Origin of the sequence: Amycolatopsis melonis (genome assembly GCF_040064235.1) — a bacterium.
Lineage (GTDB): Bacteria > Actinomycetota > Actinomycetes > Mycobacteriales > Pseudonocardiaceae > Amycolatopsis > Amycolatopsis melonis.
In genome coordinates this window covers 145,130-160,080 of record NZ_JBDZYD010000002.1, presented here as the reverse complement: position 1 = coordinate 160,080, position 14,951 = coordinate 145,130, and the positions used below count along the sequence as shown (strand labels likewise).

Here is a 14,951-nt window from a genome sequence, read left to right as displayed (position 1 = left end):
CATGGACCGGGGCCGCCGCGGCCAGCAGTCGCAGTTGGGCCCGCCCGAACAGCGAGCGGACCCGCAGCGTTGCCGCCGGCACGGACACCTCCAGTCAGCCGCGACCGGCCAGAAGTTGTTCAGCACGGGGTGCGCGCGGGTGAACCTCCACCACGCCAAGAAGAAGATCGCCGAGACACTCGACGTCCCAGTTCATGAAGTTCTGCCTGCCGCCCACTGCGGACGTCAGGTCGAAATCGTTGTCGTTACCGCAGCCTGGATGGCGGTGTAGACGTCGATGTCCTGCGTTCCGAAGTCGACACTGACGACCACCGCGTAGGGAAGCCGCAGGTTCTTGGTCTCTTCGCGATACTCCCACCAGCCGAGTGCCGGATACACGGCCAGCAACCGGTCGCCCGCCAGCTGGCTGGCTTCCAGCTCGACGTAGTCGTGCTGGAGAGTGCCGCGTCCGCGCAGCTAGGGGCCGATGGTCCAGCTGTAGCCGGACGTCTTGTCGGTCTCGGTCGACGAGCCACGCGCCAGCCGGTTGATCCTGCGGCGCAGCTGGTCTTCGGTCTCCGTGGGCCCCTGGATCTCCCATTTCAGGCGGCCGCCGGCGTATCGCTGCCCGGCCAGGTTTTCGGTCGGCTCCACGAAGTACGCCAAGGTCACCGCGAGCCGTACCCTGGCGTCGGCGTGATCGCCCAGAATGTCGTCGGGCAAGGGGATCTGCAACATCTGGGCCTGCCGCTCACCGGGGGCGAGCGAGCCTTCGTACACGAAGATCGGACGGTTGCTGTCGGAACCGCGTGCCGCCCGCAGGTCCGGCACCCCGTACCCGACGGCCCTCAGCCGGTCCTTGCGATCGGCGAACTGGGTGGTCATGACCGACGTCCACCGTGCACTGTGGACATACAGAGCGCGCAGGGCCGCCGGGCCCAGCGCCGGCTGCTCACGAGCGAGAATCGCCAGGTCCGCTGCCGCCGCGGCGGCAGCGGGGCTCGTCGCGTACGTCTGCGTGCTGAGCTGGCCGACGGCGTGCCGGTTGCTGGTCGTCCACAGGGACAGGTGCTGGGCGCCGACGTTGGGCAAGCCACCGCCCGGAGCCGTGTTGCCTGCTTCCTTCACCACTTCGGGTTTGATCGGACGGCCGCTCCCGCCCACGTCGGTCGTCGCGTAGGGACTGAGGCCGCCCTCGGGGGCGAGCGGCGGCGGATACACCCCGGTACCGGCCGCGGGGGCGCCGGCCAAGGCGGTGTAGCCGCCGACGGTGAGCGCGTTCCACGCCTGCGCCGGCTGGCACATCGGCTCGCCGAGGTTCGTCGCCGGGTAGTCCTCGGCGTCGATCGCCATCCGCTCGACCGGCACATTGCCGGCGGCCACGACGATCAGGCGGCCGGCACCGTCGTTCCAGGCGAGCTGATCGACACCGATCGACCAGGCGGTGCGCAGGGCCGACGGGTTGTCCGCGCCGACGCTGAGGCTGTGCACGACCGCGGCACCATTACCGTGGGCTTCCGCCTCGGCGATCGAGTTTTCGGTTCGGGCCGCCCACAGATCCGGAGCGTCATCCTGCGGGCTGCTCGACGGAGTGGGGATCAGCCGCATCCCGACGAGCCGGTTCTGCGGGCGAAGCCGGCCGGCCACGATGTCCTGCAGATAGCCCGGGTAGACCGCGATGCCCGACATCTCGGTGCCGTGACCGTTCCGGTCGACCGGCTCCGGTTCACCGGGGACCACGCTGCCGGTTCCGGCGAGAACCGGCGCCAGGTACGGGTGTGCGGGACTGGTGCCGGTGTCGTGGACGGCGACGATCGCCGTGTTCTCGGGCAGCGGGTCCACGGCGGCCGGGGGTGCCGCGGTCCCCTCCCCCTGCAGCAGGGCTTCCACGAGCCGTACCCGGGGCGCCAGGTGAACCTCGTAGACCTCCGGGACGAGACCCGGCAGTTCCGCAAGAACGTCACCGGTCAGGCGCGCGAGGAAGATATCCCGTTCGGTGCCCCCGAACCGGGTGGGAGCGCCGGGATACCCGCCCAGTCGGGCGAGCCACTGGATTTCCTGCGCGACACGCTCCCGGTCCTCGGCGGTGTCGAGACGGCCGCCTCGGGTCCACAGTTCGACCCAGTACGCGTCGCTCGGATCGAGGTCGGCCGCGTCGAACTCGCCGAGGCTCAGGTCGGCCAGCGTGGGCGTCCGAAGATCGTCGATCCGCGCTATGAGGGCCTGGCCGGCAGGCGCTCCCGACTTGGTGTCCATGTCCCGGTAGCGCTCGATCTTCCGGCGCAACGCCCTGGCGTCGGTGCGGACGTGCACGAGCGCCTGCCCCTGATCGACGGAGACGAGGACGGCGTCGGAGCGCTTGTCACCGAGGCTCCCGGCGACCTCGGAGAGGTCCTCGGAACCGTCTGCTGCGATCAGCTGCCCTTCACTTCCGGGCGCACGTGTTGCCGAGGCTTTCCTGGCTTGCTCGACAGCATCCAGCGAGCGCAGCAGACGTGCGGCGTGTTGCTGCCGGGTCCTGGGCGGCGGCGGCCGCCGGTTGCCGCCCCCGAAACCGCGGTAGTCCTCTTCGACGACGCGACCGACCCGGATCAGCGGCAGCCCGGTCCGGATCACGGGTGCCACCTCACAGACTGTGCTCCCGGGGCCGTGCGGTCAGTTCGCGTGCAATGTCATCGACCGACGGGTGCTCGCGATCACCGAGGATCGCGGCTTTGCGTGCGTCGTCCACGGCCGCCTTGACCTGCGCGAACGAGAGGCCCCGGCTTTGCTCGGACAGCCTGCTCAACTCGGCGTCCGCGACGGGGAACGACCTGAGCAGCCGGCGCAGCAGAGCCGTGATCGCTTCGGGAGTCGGCGACGGGAACTCGAGCACGTCGTCGAACCGGCGCAGCAGCGCAGGGTCCAGTGCCCGGCCGAAGTTGGTGGCCGCGATGACCAGGCTGTCGCTCTCGTCGGCGTCGAGAAGTTGCAGGAAAGTACCCACGACACGCTTGGCTTCGCCGACGTCGAGTTCGTCGCCGCGATGCTTGCCCAGCGCGTCGAACTCGTCGAACAGGTACACCCCTCGCACCTGCCCGATGTGCTCGAAGATGTCAGTCAGTGTGGCCGCGGTCTCGCCGAGGTACCGGTTGAACAGCACCTCGAGGCGGACGCGTGCCAGCGGAAGCTTCAGTTCGCCGGCCAGCGCGTGCGCGGCCATCGTCTTGCCACAGCCGGGCGGACCGTGCAGCAGGAGGCGCCTGCGAGCCCGCAGGCCGTGTTCGGCAAGCCGGCCGGCCATGCGCTGTTCGTCCAGCACACGTTGCATCCCGGCCTGCAGCGCGGGTGACAGGACGAGTTCGGCGAGGCGAACGTCGCTGTACCGGACATCGAGCACGTCGGCGAGGTCGCGCGGCGCGCGGGCAAGCTGGATTGCGCGTCCCTGCGCGGCGCGGTTCGCCCGTTCGGGTTCCACTTCCCTGGCCTCGGCCAGCAGCCCCCGCAACCGGGCCGCTTGCTTGGTGTGCCCCGCCCGGGACTCGGCGGCGATGAGCTGGGTGAGGAGGTTCCGCCACCGACGTTCGTCACCCTGAGTATGCGCACGCACCATTTCGGTGATGATCTCAGCCGTCGCCACGTCGGCACCTCCTCTCCGGGTTCGTTCCCCTCCGAGTTACATCATTGCATCTCGACTCCCCGTTACGAGGGATGCGAGGAACGTGGCGGCAGCCGTCGGCAGAAGCTCGTAACGATCGACAGCCGGCCAACGACTTCCGCGCGGTTGGGCCACCCGGCGGCCCGACCGCAGGACCCGACCTCAGGACACAGCCGACCAGGTGAACCGGACTCATGATCACCCGAATCCTCCGACCCAGATTCCTGGACGTCATCCTCGTTCTCGCCATCGCAGCGCTCGCGGGCTACCTGCTGGCGCACTCCCGGCTGGCTCCCGATTCCGCATGGGGCTCGCTGTGGCCCAACATCACGACCGACCTCTTCGGGATCTGGCTGACCGTGCGCGTGATCGACGAACTCGGCACAGTCCGGTCCAAACGCCAGGAAATCATGCGGGGTTTCCGCGGCAACGTCAACTACTCGAAGAAGTGCGCGATGGACCTCCTGCCCCAGCCCCGGCACTGGGCCATGAGGAGCCTCGACGACGAGATCAGCGGACTGACCACGAGGCTCGACCACCAGGGAATGTACCTCCGGCAGGACGAACGCGACCGCATCCGCACGGCGATCAGGAATCTTTCGGCAATCAGCCTGGACGCCAAGGAACTCGCTTCGATTTTCCGTGAGCGAACCCGGCTCGAGGACACGATGCGACGCGTCTTCCGCGAAGCCACCGACGAAGACCGCGACCACCCCTACCCACACGATGTCGACGAACTTGAGGCACTCGGCTCCGAGTACCAGTACTACGCCGACGACCCCGACATCGACTCGGCCAAGCTGGTCCTCGCCATCGAGGCGCTCCGGCGCACCCTGCCGACCTTGGCGATTTCCGATCCCGCACAGCGCGCCGTCACCGAACTGGCCGACGCCACCGAAGTCGCCGTCGAACGTCGCCGGAAGCTGGAGCAACAGGTCGACCAGTACGCCAAGTTCGTCCGCGACACCGAGGTCCAGTTCCTGGACCGTGTGCGGGAGTGATCAGCGCGCTGCTTGTAACACCACGGACGCCGCCGGAGGACTTCGGCACCGGCATCAGTTCTGGCTCTCCAGGATCTGCCGCTCATCGGCGACAGCGCAGCCGTCCGGCAACGGATGGAAGACGTAGTTGCCCTCGGCATCGGGAGGTGTCCGGGTGATCTTCTTTTCGCACTCGGCGGAGGCCACCACTGCCTTGATCGTATACGTCTTGCGTTTGTCACCCGGATCACCGATGGGCTGGTCCACGAGGACGAATTCGACGTCGTTGCGATTCGCGACGGGCCGCGGCCCGCTGTTCTGGTCGTACACGAGGTAGAAGTTCTGGTCGTAGGCGTCGTAGTCGAAAATCCACACGGATTCCCCGGAGCGAAGTCCGCAGACGCGCCCTTTGACCGCCACCCCGGCCAGCCCGTCGATCTCCGTGCCGTTCTGTGGCTCGGTGAGCGTCACCGGGCGCGGACATTGCGGCGGCGGTGGGGATAGCGGCGGCGTGGTCGGCGGAGGAGGCGGCGGCGAGGTCGACGGCTGGGTTTTGTTGATCTGCGCCACGACGACGGTGCCGACTGTTCCGATCAATGCCACCAGCACCGCGCTGAGCAAGGCTATCCAAGCTTTGCTCATGACTCACCGCCGTCCCAGGCGAAATTCCGCATTCGACGCTCCCGTTCTCGCGGTTTGCTTCCTAGTCGCGGTAACTCGCGATTCGGTTACGCGCTAGATCATCGGCAAGTCTCGAACGGGCAACCGGAACCCGGCACGCATGTGCTGCTCCGCGCTCCAGGCGCCGCGTGATTCAAGAGGCGGCGAGGTGCCGGATCGCGGTGCACAACTGGGGCGGCGAGCCCCCGAGCGCGGCCAGGATCGGCGGCACCAGCCTGCCTTTCCCGGCCACCACTGCCGCGCCGAGGTGGTGCTCGGCAGCCCATGTTCCAACCCGCTCGGCGTCCTTGACGGCGGTGTCCAGGCATGACCTTGCCCGTCCGGGGATCGGTGGCTGCCCCGGCGGCCGGTGCCTGGTCACTGTCCACCCCGGTGGGACGCGCGTGTCCGTACTTCCACCCCGGAATCCGCCCGCCCCAGCCCACCGCCGACGAGCAACTGGCCACCAAAGCCGACCCGCGCTGCGCCGGCGTCGGCGCCAAGCACAGCTACTTCGGCCTCTGAAACCGGCCTCGGCCACGACCGCCTCCGCGTGGTCACGCGAAGGCCGTCCGGACGCGGTTGCCGCACGAAAGCCGCGCTCACACCGTCTTCCCGCCGAAGTCCGGGTTCTCGTGCACTCCCCACGAGTCCGCGAGTTTCCGGATCACCGACATACCCTGCCCGGGCATCTCGGGCAGATCCGGGCGAGGGATGCCCTGAACCGGGTGGATCGGGGAATGGTCCTCGACTTCGACGACCACCCGGCACGGCGTCGTCGGGACGGTGAGCCGGGCCTCGACCGGTCCCCCGCGGTGCAGGTAGGCGTTGGCGACCAGCTCGTCGATCACGATCAGCAGATCGGACAGGTGGTCGGGGCCGAGGCGAGGCACGGTCCGGGCGGTCCACCGGCGGACTCCGGACAGGGCGGACGGATCGGTACCGCGCAGGTCGACGCTCCAGGCCGCGTCGTCACCGGACACGAGCTGCACACATCGTGACGACGTTGCTCACCGGGGACGCATACCCGGTGAACCCCACGCAAACGGCCCGCCCGCGGCGTTCACCCGGCCGGCGGTCGCGGCCAGAAGTGGACGCGGAAGGTCGTGCTCGCGGCGCCGGTGTGGAGGCGGACCAGGTCGGCCAGGTGGTTGATCAGCAGCAGACCACGGTTGCGGTGCTGCTCCGGTGGCACCGGGTGCCGTCCGGCCAAGGGGTCGGTCAGAGTGCCCTGGTCGTCGACCTGGCAGACGAGCTGCCCCTCACCGGCCCAGATCCGCAGCGTGCCGGAGCCGCCACCGTGGTCGACGCTGTTGGTGACCAGTTCGGTGACGACCAGCTCCACGTCGACGGCCTGGTCTTCCGGCAGGCCCGCGTCGCGCGCGTGGGCGCGGGCGAGCCGGCGGGCCTGGGCGAGGTTGGTCGCGTCGACGATCAGCTCGGCAGCGTCGGCGGGCGCGGGCAGCGGCTGGTTGTATGCGGTGATGACCGCCTCGGGCTCGTAGGCGGCGCTGCTGCGCTGACCGGCGCTGTCGAGCAGCAACGGATGGGTCGCTTCGGCGTCGGCCAGCACCGCCGAGGGCAGGTTCCGGGTGTCGTAGGGACACAGGATGGTGACGTCCCGGCCGGTGAAAGCCAGGTTGATCAGGGCTTCGTGCTGGACGCAGGCAGGGTATTCGTCGGCGCTGCGGTCCGGCCAGATCGGTTCGCCGATGATACGGACCGGCCGGCCGGGATAGCGGTCGGCGGACGCGCGTAGCACGCCGGGGATGATCCGGCCGGGGTTTCGGCCTTCCCTGCCCATGTCCAGCAGCCGGACCCGGCCGGCATCGGCCCCCAGCTCGGCGCGCAGGAGCGCGAGATTGGCCGCGGGGACCGAGACGGCCACCGCTCGCCCGCGGCCAGGCCGGCCCGGACGAACGGAGCAGTACCGGCCAGGTACTCGTCGGCGTCGCGGTAGAACAACGCGGGATGCACGAACGGCTCGACCGGCGTGCTCATGACGCTTCCCGTTCTTCGAACACGACCATCACCGATTCGGTCGGATACAGCAGGGACAGCATCCTACGCAGGACCGCCGGCGGACGGACGAGCATCAGCGGCGCCGGAGCAGGCCGGCGGCGGGCCGCGGTGACCAGCATCGCGGCACCCCGGGCGTCGATGAACGACAGCTCAGACAGGTCCAGCCGCCCCGGCGCACCGCACGTCTCTTCCCGCTGGGATTGTTCGCTCCCGGCAGGATGGCGCACAGCCTCGGCGGTGAGCTGGGGGAGGACAAGCGGTCCGGCTATCCCGCACGGCTGTTCGGGACAGGCACTCTCGTCCTCGGCGCGGCTCTGCTGCTGAAGGCGGACGACCCGTCGGCACGGCGGATCCTGGGCCAGGCGATCCTCATCCACGCGTTCCGCAAAATGCGGAAGCCCTCGCCGGCCGGCGGCACGCCGTTCGAACGAGCACGCCAGGGCGGGTCAGCCGGCGGAGCGGACAGCGCGGCCCAAGGCTGCAATCTGGGCCTCGCGGTATTCGCGGGAGACTGCGGCCTTCGGTTCGGTCGCGTCGAAGCCGTGGTACGCGCCCGGCACGACGTGGAGCTCGCAGGGCACACCCGCGTCCTTGAGGCGCTGGGCATAGGCGAGGTTCTCGTCGTGGAACAGGTCATTGGTGCCGGCGCCGATCCAGGCTGGGGCGACTCCGCCGAGGTCCTCGTAACGTGCGGGCGCAGCCAGTGACGAAATGTCTCCCGAGGCGGGGCCGAGGTAGGCGCGCCAGGCGAATCGGTTGTTCTCCGCACTCCACAGGCGCAAGGAGCGCGGGTCGATGTCGGTGCGCGCGGTGGTGCGATCGTCGAGCATCGGGTAGGAGAGCACCTGCAGCACCGGCCGGATCTCCCCGCGTTCCTTGGCGAGGAGTGCCAGGGCCGCGGCCAGGCCACCGCCGGCGCTCTCCCCGCCGATCGCGATGCGTCCGCTGTCCACGCCGGGCAGAGCGGCAAGCCACTGCAAGCCGGCGTAGCAGTCCTCCAGCGGGATGGGGAACGGATACTCGGGCGCCAGCCGGTATTCGACAGCAGCGGTGATGACGTTGAGCCGGGAGGTGAGGTCGCGGCACCAGCGGTCGGCCATTGCCGCGGTGCCCACGACGTACCCGCCGCCGTGGATCCACAGCAATGCCGGTGCCGGGCCTTCGACCGATCTCGGCCGGAAGACGCGCACGTGGACGTCGGCGTTGACGCGGACGATCTCTCCGCCGGCGGGGCGCCGGGGTGCGGAAACCCGGGTGATCCATCGGGTCAGCGGGAGGGTTCGCGGACCGACCACGGAGCGCGGCACGAACCGGGCGAGACGCAGGTCGGGGTGGAAGGTGTGGTCAGGCATTACCGGGCTCCGTCTCAGGTTGTCCGAAGGGGTTCGGCGAAGTGGCGATCGTGGCGACGACACCGCCGTCGACGAGCAGATCCGCACCCGTGATGAACCCCGATTCGGGGCCGAGGAGGAACGCCGCGGCGGCAGCGATGTCGTCGGGCGTGCCGAGCCGGCCGGTGGCGGACATCGCGATCAGGGCGCGCATGGCCTGCCCGGATTCGCCGTCGAGTTCCTGCCGGCCCATCGGGGTCGAGATGACGCCCGGGCTGATCGCGTTGACCCGCGCACCACGTGCGCCCCAAGGGCCGGCCGCGGCCTGAACTCGCAGGAGGTTGGCGCGTTTGGCGATCGCGTAGGCCGCGCCCGGATTGGTCGTGGCGGGTGTGAGGAAGGGCAGGTCGAGCAGCTCTCCCGGAGGTGCCGTGGCGAGCAGGCGCTCCTGCTCGGGAGCCAGGCCCGAGACGGAGTGCCCGGCCATGCTGGCGATGACGACGGCAGCGGCGCCGGGCGCGACCACCTCGGCGAACGCGTCGAGCACGAGGGCTGTGCCGAGCAGGTCGACTTTCAGGATGACCTCGGTGGGCGCCTGCGTCGGCGACAGGCCCGCGGTGTGCGCGAGATACCTGACCGGTCCGAGTTCGGCGGCGGCCTGGGCGAGGGCGCGGACCGACTCGGCGTCCGAGACGTCGACGACGTGGGTGGTCACCTGGTGGCCGTCGCCGCGCAGCAGTTCCGCGCCCGAGCGCAGCGCATCCTCGTTGAAGTCGGCGAGCAGGAACTGCCGGCCTCCGCCGATCCTGCGAGCGATGGCTCGGCCCATACCGCCGGTGCCGATGACGACCGCGACATCCTTGTGCATAGCCAGCCTTTCACTACGTCGGAACTATGGTCGGGCCGCGGCAGGCACGAGCGCGCGGCGCAGCGCGCCGATCATGTCGGCGATCATGCGTTTGGTGATCGCCGCGTCGCGGGCGAGTGCCGAGCCGTGGAACGTGCCGGGATACAGCACCAGTTCGGTGGGGACGTTGGCGTGGGCGAGCCGTTGGGCATAGGCGATGCCTTCGTCGCGGAGCGGGTCGAACTGGCAGGTGGTGATGAACGCGGGCGGCAGGCCGGACAGGTCCTCGGCGCGGGCGGGCGCGGCGTAGGGGGACACGTCGGGTCCGCCCCGGCGGCCCTCGCCGAGGTAGGCGTCCCAGCTGAATTCGGCCGCTCGCCGGTGGAACATCGCGGTGTCGTGGTAGTCGCGCATCGACGGGGTGTCGAGGCGGTCGTCGAGTTCGGGAACATCGAGGTACTGGAAACACAACCGCGGCCCGCCGCGATCACGCGCGAGAAGCGTCACCGCGGCGGCCAGGCCGCCGCCCGCGCTGCCCCCGGCCACCGCCAGCCGGTCCGGGTCGATGCCCAGTTCGCTCGCCGACTCGGCCGTCCACACCAGCGCGGCGTAGCAGTCCTCGACACCGGCCGGGAAGGGGTGTTCCGGGGCGAGGCGGTAGTCGACGGAGACGACGACCGCGCCGACCTCCGCCGCCAGCCGGGTGGCCTCCCCGTCGAACTGGTCGACGCTGCCGGAGACGAACCCGCCGCCGTGGATGTACAGCAACCCGGGCAGCGGCCCGTCATGCCCGCTCGGGGTGAACACGCGGACCGGTACGTCCGGAGCACCCTCGGGTCCCGGCACGGCCAGGCTGCGCGAGTGGACCGGCACCGGCGGGTCATACGGCGGCACCGCCGACAGCATCTGCTCCAGCAGGTCGTCCGGTGGGGGTGTCCCCTGTGTCCGCAGCGCGACGAGCTCGGCGATGTCGATGTCGGGGATCATCGCGATCATCGGAGCAAGTTCAGGATCGTAGGCGTAGGCCACCTTGCCTCCTCATGTGCCGTTTCAGTCCATTCTAGACAGTTGGCGGCAGCGGCACGGCCGCCATGTGGCGGGCAGAACGGGCCGCAGTACCGCCATCTGGCGGCACAACTACCCAATACACGATTCCATGGAATCAAGTTCCTTAGATCATTATTCATGTGATGCGGGACACATCCCGCCCTTGGTTACGTTGAGGTGACTGGTTACCAATGGTGATGATCGGGTCCATCGAACGGCCGACAAATCAGGGAGAGTCCACAATGGAAACCACGATCACCGTCGCCAAGCGCTACCTCGACGCTCTGGCCGCAGGCGACTTCGACGCCGTCGCCGCCCTGTTCACCGAGAACGTCGCGTGGCACCAGCCGGGCGGCAACAGGTTCTCCGGCACCCACGTCGGCGGCGGCGCCGTGGGACAGCTGCTCGGCGGGCAGATGGCGGTTACCGGAGGCACGCTGGAGGTCAAGCCGACCGGTGCCGTGATGGTCAACGACGCGCTGTTCACGCTTCCCGTGCACTTCACCGCCAAGCGCGACGGCGCGGAGATCACCATGGACGGCGTCGACGTCTTCCGGGTGGAAGGCGACCGGATCGCCGAAGTCTGGCTGTTCTCCGCCGACCAGACCACCGAGGACGCGTTCTGGGACGCCGCCTGAGCACGGCCCGGCCCCGGCCACCTACTCTGTCGATCGCGGCAGCGGCGTGGCCGGTGCCGGCTACGTGCTCGCGCGATACGCGGCGCGCAGGTCCGCGAGGGCTGTGGCCAGCTGCTTGAGCGACCGCTCCGGGAGCACCGATCCGATCCGGATCTCCAGCTCGTCGTCGAAGACCTTCGTGGCCTTGGCCAGCAACCGCCGGCCGGCAGCCGTGAGCTCCACGATGGACGAACGCCGGTCGTCCGGATTCGCGCGACGCCGGCAGTAGCCGGCGGCCTCAACCCGGTCCACCACCTTGCTGGTGCCACCGACCGTGATCCGGAACTCCGCGGCGATGTCCTGCACCCGGCAGCCGCCACGCTCGCCGAGCAGCCGCATCACCTCGAACCAGGTGAGCTGCAGGTCGCACTCCGCCTGCAACCGCGCGTCGACAGCACCCCACAGCTCGATCTCGAACCGGACCAGATCGCCGTACACCCGCCGCAGATCCACCACACGACGAAGCCAACCACACGGCTTCCACGGAACCAACTTCCGGGGCGTGTTCAGCTCCTCGGGCGCATGATCAGCGCGGCCACGTAGTAAGCGCAGGGTTCGCCGGTGATGTTGGCGAACGCGTGCACCCGGTCAGCTTCGAAGTACGTCGAGTCGCCCGCCGCCAGGTCGATCACCTGGCCCTCCACGGTGAGCCGCAACGCGCCCTGCTCGACGACGACGTACTCGTGCGATCCCCGGGCGTACGCCGGGAACTCCCCCGCGTCACAGCCGGCGGGAAGCGTCACGCGAACCAGCTCGAAGTTCACCCCGGCGACCACCGGCGACACCACGACCCGTTCCCATCCCGCCGGATCCACCGTGCGCTCCTGGGTGGCACGACGGCGGACGACAACCCTGCGGTCGTCGTCCTGCAGCAACGCGACGAGCGGCACCTCCAGCCCTTCGGCGATGCGCGCCAGCACCGTCACGGTCGGCGACTTCACCGCGCGTTCGACTGCGGACAGCATGCTCACGCTGACCGCGCACCGTTCCGCGAGCGCCGTCAGCGTGAGTTGTCGCTCACTTCGCAGGCGCTGAATCCGGCCGGCCAGTTCCTCCAGTTCGAACACGACGCTATAGTAGAAGCATGGACACTATAGTGGAAACCCGGGTTCGGGAAGCGTGGCCCGCGGACTTGGACGCGGTCGCGGCGATCTACGCGGACTACGTCCTGCAGACCACCGTGTCGTTCGCCGAAACACCGCCCACGAGAGCGGAAGGGGGCACCCGATACTGGGACCTCGCCGGTCGCGGCCTGCCGTTCCTGGTCGCCGAACTGGACGGCGAGGTGGCGGGCATGGCGTACTGCTCACCGTGGAAGGCCAAGAGCGCCTACCGCTTCACCGTCGAGAACTCGATCTACCTCGACCCGCGCGCGGCCGGCCACGGACTGGGCACCAGACTCCTGCAGGGACTCCTCGACCGCTGTGCCGCTGCCGGGATCCGCGAGGTGATCGCGGTGATCGTCGACAACGGCAACACGGCCTCCGAAAAGCTCCATCTGCGGTGCGGCTTCACCGAAGCCGGACGTCTGCGCGGCGTCGGCCTGAAGCACGGCAGCACATTGGACACAGTGCTGATGCAGCGACACTTGCCGGTGGCTTAGCATCCCGCCGCATGTTCGCGGGCGCCCAGCTCAGCCTCCAGCGATCAGCGCTCGTTCATCCCGGACGGTCCGCGATGGCCACCGCGGCCGAAGAACACAAGATGCGCCTCCTGCCCGACTTCGACTGGTCGGAAGTCCGGCGAACGAACCGCGGTGACGGACCGTCACATCGACGCCACGAACGTCCGGGCGCCCCGGTCACGGATCTTGGCGAACTTCCCTACCGGAGGCACACGCGATGACCTCGACCAGCCGTAGTCGAGGGAGCCGGCGAAGACCGCACCTGGCTCGGCGCCGGCTGCTTCGGCGCACGCTCCTGCCGCCGTCGGCGAAGCGGCGGAATGACCAGTGTCGCGCGTCGCGATTTGCTCGCCGGAACGAGCCCCAAGGTGTCCTTCAGCTCTCGTCGGCGTCGATGACCGCGGGAACGGCAGGTCCAACCGGTGAGGGATTCCCTTCATGAGAGCGCCTAAGTGTTCTCGAAAGTGCGACACACACGGTAATATTGCGGCGATATAATCGCCCATAAACGACCTCGAAATTTCATCAGATCACGTCGCAAAACATTCCGAAGTAGCCGGAACCGACGGTCGACCAACACATACTAGCGGCCCGACAAGCTAATCTCTCAGACGACACACCAGCACCCACAAGAAGGAGTGAATCAGTGAAGAAGAAATCCGGCTTCACTTGGACCGCAAAGGCGCTGGGTACCGGTGCAGCGGTCGGTGCCGCCTTGCTGATGGCCGCCTTCCCGGCATCAGCCGAAGAGCCTCACCGGAGCTGGAAGCAGGCGATCTCGTGGGGCGCCACCCCCGATGAGGCCTACGACAACGCGAAGTCGTTCTGCCTCAGGACACTCAAGGGCGGGCCCGGGTCACCCGGGTTCATCTTCAAGGAAGCCGACGGCCGGTGGCGTGTCGAAATCCCCTGCTACTACTGATACCTGAATTCGCCGACTCGGCATCGCCGGAAACCCTGCCCGAGGTGCCCGTGGAGATCGCTTCCGCGGGCACCTCGGGCACTTCGCCGGCGAAGTCACCGGCAGGGAGAACTTCGCCCGACGAGGGCGGCGACACGGTCCTGCGCCGCAGCCCGGATCGTGTCGCCAGTGAGGTAGCGGCTGACCTGGACGATCGTCGTGCGCAGCAGCCGTCCCGCGACAGCTTCCCCGAGGGCGGCCATGGGCCGGACGCGGGTCAAGGCGTTGAACACGGGACGGAGTCTCCCGTTCGCCGACGCGACGTCTGACCCGGCTGGCCGTCACCGTTCGAAGTGGGCGCCGTCGGGATTTGGACGTTTGTGAAACCTCGGACGCAGCGCGCCGCCAGTGCCGTCGCGGGGATTTCGATGGCACTGGCGGCGCTTTCAGTCCGGCTCACCACGGGGCCGGCGCGAGATCGTGCTCCGCTCCGACGCTACCGGGCCACCGGCGTCAGGCCGCGAGCCGTCCGTTTGTCACGACGGCAATCAAGTCGTCGCCGGACATCGGCTCGCCGCCGGGGCCGAGCGCGAGGAAAAGGTCCTGCTCCTCCGTGTACTTGCGGCCGACGTACTGAGCGGTGTAGGCGAAGCCCACTCCGATAGCGCCGAACGTGAGACCGACGGCAGCGGTGACACCAACCGCCTTCGCGGCGGTCGCCAGGCAGGCGACCGGGGCCGCCGTTTCATTGAACGACAGCGGTTCGAGTTCGCCGAGCCGTGCCGCACTCGCCGCCACTTCCAGGTTGTTCACTATTGAACTCCGTTCTTGAGCAACGCCTGGGTTCGCCAAATCCGACGGCGACACCCAAGCACACGAAACCAACTTCGACACCATTTCATTCAAGGCCACAACGACGATATCCACAACCACACAAAAAGTTACTCGAAAACAAGGGAAAGAATGCCGTATGCGCCTGCCGCAAGCGAAGGGAAACCCTCAGGAACATCACCACCGAGTCATGCTCTCATCAATTGTAATGAGACCCGGCCAACCACTCGGGAAAACTGTCAAAGCGATCGGACAGGCCGCCTCGTACACCAGCGAACTGCGCACGTTGGAGTTCACACCTGCGGGACCCGTCGTGTCATGCTGGGTGCACCGGTTCCTTCTTGCCGACGACGGAATGCCGTTGGCCGGCCGCAGACGGAAAGACACAGACCGGTTTCGCCGGGCGGCGGATGAT

Annotated in this window: 18 protein-coding genes and 1 pseudogene; 5 read left to right on the top strand and 14 right to left on the bottom strand. The window is 68.6% G+C overall.

Annotation, left to right across the window (positions count from 1 at the left end):
* Window positions 1-225: 225 nt before the first annotated feature.
* The 3 genes from ABJI51_RS05315 to ABJI51_RS05305 all read right to left on the bottom strand — a co-directional run bounded on the left by ABJI51_RS05315 (window position 226) and on the right by ABJI51_RS05305 (window position 3,598).
* Window positions 226-378, bottom strand: coding sequence for a hypothetical protein (locus ABJI51_RS05315; RefSeq protein WP_348947851.1), 153 nt, complete (start codon window positions 376-378; stop codon window positions 226-228).
* Between the two features lie 78 nt (window positions 379-456).
* A complete protein-coding gene (locus tag ABJI51_RS05310; protein WP_348947849.1) occupies window positions 457-2,604 on the bottom strand; it encodes a S8 family peptidase in 2,148 nt (715 codons plus the stop codon).
* Between the two features lies 1 nt (window position 2,605).
* On the bottom strand, window positions 2,606-3,598 hold the full coding sequence (locus ABJI51_RS05305; protein WP_348947848.1) for an AAA family ATPase: 993 nt from the start codon (window positions 3,596-3,598) through the stop codon (window positions 2,606-2,608).
* Window positions 3,599-3,810: 212 nt separating this feature from the next.
* Between ABJI51_RS05305 and ABJI51_RS05300 the strand changes: the two genes are divergently transcribed.
* Window positions 3,811-4,617, top strand: a complete 807-nt coding sequence (locus ABJI51_RS05300; protein ID WP_348947846.1) for a hypothetical protein — start codon at window positions 3,811-3,813, stop codon at window positions 4,615-4,617.
* A 54-nt stretch (window positions 4,618-4,671) separates the two neighbouring features.
* On the opposite strand, the gene ABJI51_RS05295 is transcribed toward ABJI51_RS05300, so the two are convergent.
* Window positions 4,672-5,238: a hypothetical protein gene (locus ABJI51_RS05295; protein ID WP_348947845.1), complete on the bottom strand. Its 567-nt coding sequence runs from the start codon at window positions 5,236-5,238 to the stop codon at window positions 4,672-4,674.
* A gap of 345 nt (window positions 5,239-5,583) precedes the next feature.
* Here ABJI51_RS05295 and ABJI51_RS05290 point away from each other — a divergent pair, with 345 nt between their 5' ends.
* Window positions 5,584-5,781 carry a hypothetical protein gene (locus tag ABJI51_RS05290; protein ID WP_348947843.1) on the top strand — a complete coding sequence of 66 codons (198 nt, stop codon included), beginning with the start codon at window positions 5,584-5,586 and terminating at the stop codon, window positions 5,779-5,781.
* 77 nt (window positions 5,782-5,858) lie between these two features.
* Here ABJI51_RS05290 and ABJI51_RS05285 read toward each other — a convergent pair whose 3' ends face one another.
* The 6 genes and pseudogenes from ABJI51_RS05285 to ABJI51_RS05260 form a co-directional block, all read right to left on the bottom strand.
* Window positions 5,859-6,239 (bottom strand): ATP-binding protein, encoded by a 381-nt coding sequence (locus ABJI51_RS05285; protein ID WP_348947841.1) that lies wholly within the window; start codon window positions 6,237-6,239, stop codon window positions 5,859-5,861.
* 80 nt (window positions 6,240-6,319) lie between these two features.
* Window positions 6,320-7,257: pseudogene (locus tag ABJI51_RS05280) on the bottom strand (anti-sigma factor RsbA family regulatory protein).
* Entirely contained in the window at window positions 7,254-7,655 is a 402-nt protein-coding gene (locus ABJI51_RS05275) for an STAS domain-containing protein (protein ID WP_348947839.1), read from the bottom strand. Before ABJI51_RS05275 ends, ABJI51_RS05280 begins: the two are co-directional and overlap by 4 nt.
* 69 nt (window positions 7,656-7,724) lie before the next feature.
* Entirely contained in the window at window positions 7,725-8,630 is a 906-nt protein-coding gene (locus ABJI51_RS05270; protein ID WP_348947838.1) for an alpha/beta hydrolase, read from the bottom strand.
* On the bottom strand, window positions 8,623-9,477 hold the full coding sequence (locus ABJI51_RS05265; RefSeq protein ID WP_348947836.1) for an SDR family oxidoreductase: 855 nt from the start codon (window positions 9,475-9,477) through the stop codon (window positions 8,623-8,625). The genes ABJI51_RS05270 and ABJI51_RS05265 overlap by 8 nt, the downstream gene beginning before the upstream one ends.
* A gap of 24 nt (window positions 9,478-9,501) precedes the next feature.
* Window positions 9,502-10,452, bottom strand: coding sequence for an alpha/beta hydrolase (locus ABJI51_RS05260; RefSeq protein WP_348947834.1), 951 nt, complete (start codon window positions 10,450-10,452; stop codon window positions 9,502-9,504).
* Window positions 10,453-10,745: 293 nt separating this feature from the next.
* Here ABJI51_RS05260 and ABJI51_RS05255 point away from each other — a divergent pair, with 293 nt between their 5' ends.
* Entirely contained in the window at window positions 10,746-11,141 is a 396-nt protein-coding gene (locus ABJI51_RS05255; RefSeq protein WP_348947832.1) for a nuclear transport factor 2 family protein, read from the top strand.
* Between the two features lie 60 nt (window positions 11,142-11,201).
* On the opposite strand, the gene ABJI51_RS05250 is transcribed toward ABJI51_RS05255, so the two are convergent.
* Window positions 11,202-11,636: a MarR family winged helix-turn-helix transcriptional regulator gene (locus ABJI51_RS05250; RefSeq protein ID WP_348947830.1), complete on the bottom strand. Its 435-nt coding sequence runs from the start codon at window positions 11,634-11,636 to the stop codon at window positions 11,202-11,204.
* A gap of 50 nt (window positions 11,637-11,686) precedes the next feature.
* The gene (locus ABJI51_RS05245; RefSeq protein WP_348947829.1) at window positions 11,687-12,247 is read right to left on the bottom strand and encodes a helix-turn-helix domain-containing protein; all 561 of its coding nucleotides are present in this window, start codon (window positions 12,245-12,247) and stop codon (window positions 11,687-11,689) included.
* 17 nt (window positions 12,248-12,264) lie between these two features.
* Between ABJI51_RS05245 and ABJI51_RS05240 the strand changes: the two genes are divergently transcribed.
* Together ABJI51_RS05240 and ABJI51_RS05235 are read left to right on the top strand one after the other, a co-directional pair.
* A complete protein-coding gene (locus ABJI51_RS05240) occupies window positions 12,265-12,783 on the top strand; it encodes a GNAT family N-acetyltransferase (protein WP_348947827.1) in 519 nt (172 codons plus the stop codon).
* A 667-nt stretch (window positions 12,784-13,450) separates the two neighbouring features.
* Window positions 13,451-13,726, top strand: a complete 276-nt coding sequence (locus tag ABJI51_RS05235; RefSeq protein WP_348947826.1) for a hypothetical protein — start codon at window positions 13,451-13,453, stop codon at window positions 13,724-13,726.
* 95 nt (window positions 13,727-13,821) lie between these two features.
* Here the strand turns inward: ABJI51_RS05235 and ABJI51_RS05230 are convergent, their stop codons facing one another.
* Entirely contained in the window at window positions 13,822-13,998 is a 177-nt protein-coding gene (locus ABJI51_RS05230; RefSeq protein ID WP_348947825.1) for a hypothetical protein, read from the bottom strand.
* 220 nt (window positions 13,999-14,218) lie between these two features.
* Window positions 14,219-14,518: a hypothetical protein gene (locus ABJI51_RS05225; protein WP_348947824.1), complete on the bottom strand. Its 300-nt coding sequence runs from the start codon at window positions 14,516-14,518 to the stop codon at window positions 14,219-14,221.
* Window positions 14,519-14,951: the final 433 nt, after the last annotated feature.

Coding starts and splice junctions, on each gene's coding strand:
- ABJI51_RS05270 (WP_348947838.1), bottom strand. CDS start 8,630: ATGCCTGACCACACCTTCCACCCCGACCTGCGTCTCGCCCGGTTCGTG.
- ABJI51_RS05260 (WP_348947834.1), bottom strand. CDS start 10,452: ATGATCGCGATGATCCCCGACATCGACATCGCCGAGCTCGTCGCGCTG.
- ABJI51_RS05300 (WP_348947846.1), top strand. CDS start 3,811: ATGATCACCCGAATCCTCCGACCCAGATTCCTGGACGTCATCCTCGTT.
- ABJI51_RS05290 (WP_348947843.1), top strand. CDS start 5,584: ATGACCTTGCCCGTCCGGGGATCGGTGGCTGCCCCGGCGGCCGGTGCC.
- ABJI51_RS05295 (WP_348947845.1), bottom strand. CDS start 5,238: ATGAGCAAAGCTTGGATAGCCTTGCTCAGCGCGGTGCTGGTGGCATTG.
- ABJI51_RS05265 (WP_348947836.1), bottom strand. CDS start 9,477: ATGCACAAGGATGTCGCGGTCGTCATCGGCACCGGCGGTATGGGCCGA.
- ABJI51_RS05240 (WP_348947827.1), top strand. CDS start 12,265: ATGGACACTATAGTGGAAACCCGGGTTCGGGAAGCGTGGCCCGCGGAC.
- ABJI51_RS05255 (WP_348947832.1), top strand. CDS start 10,746: ATGGAAACCACGATCACCGTCGCCAAGCGCTACCTCGACGCTCTGGCC.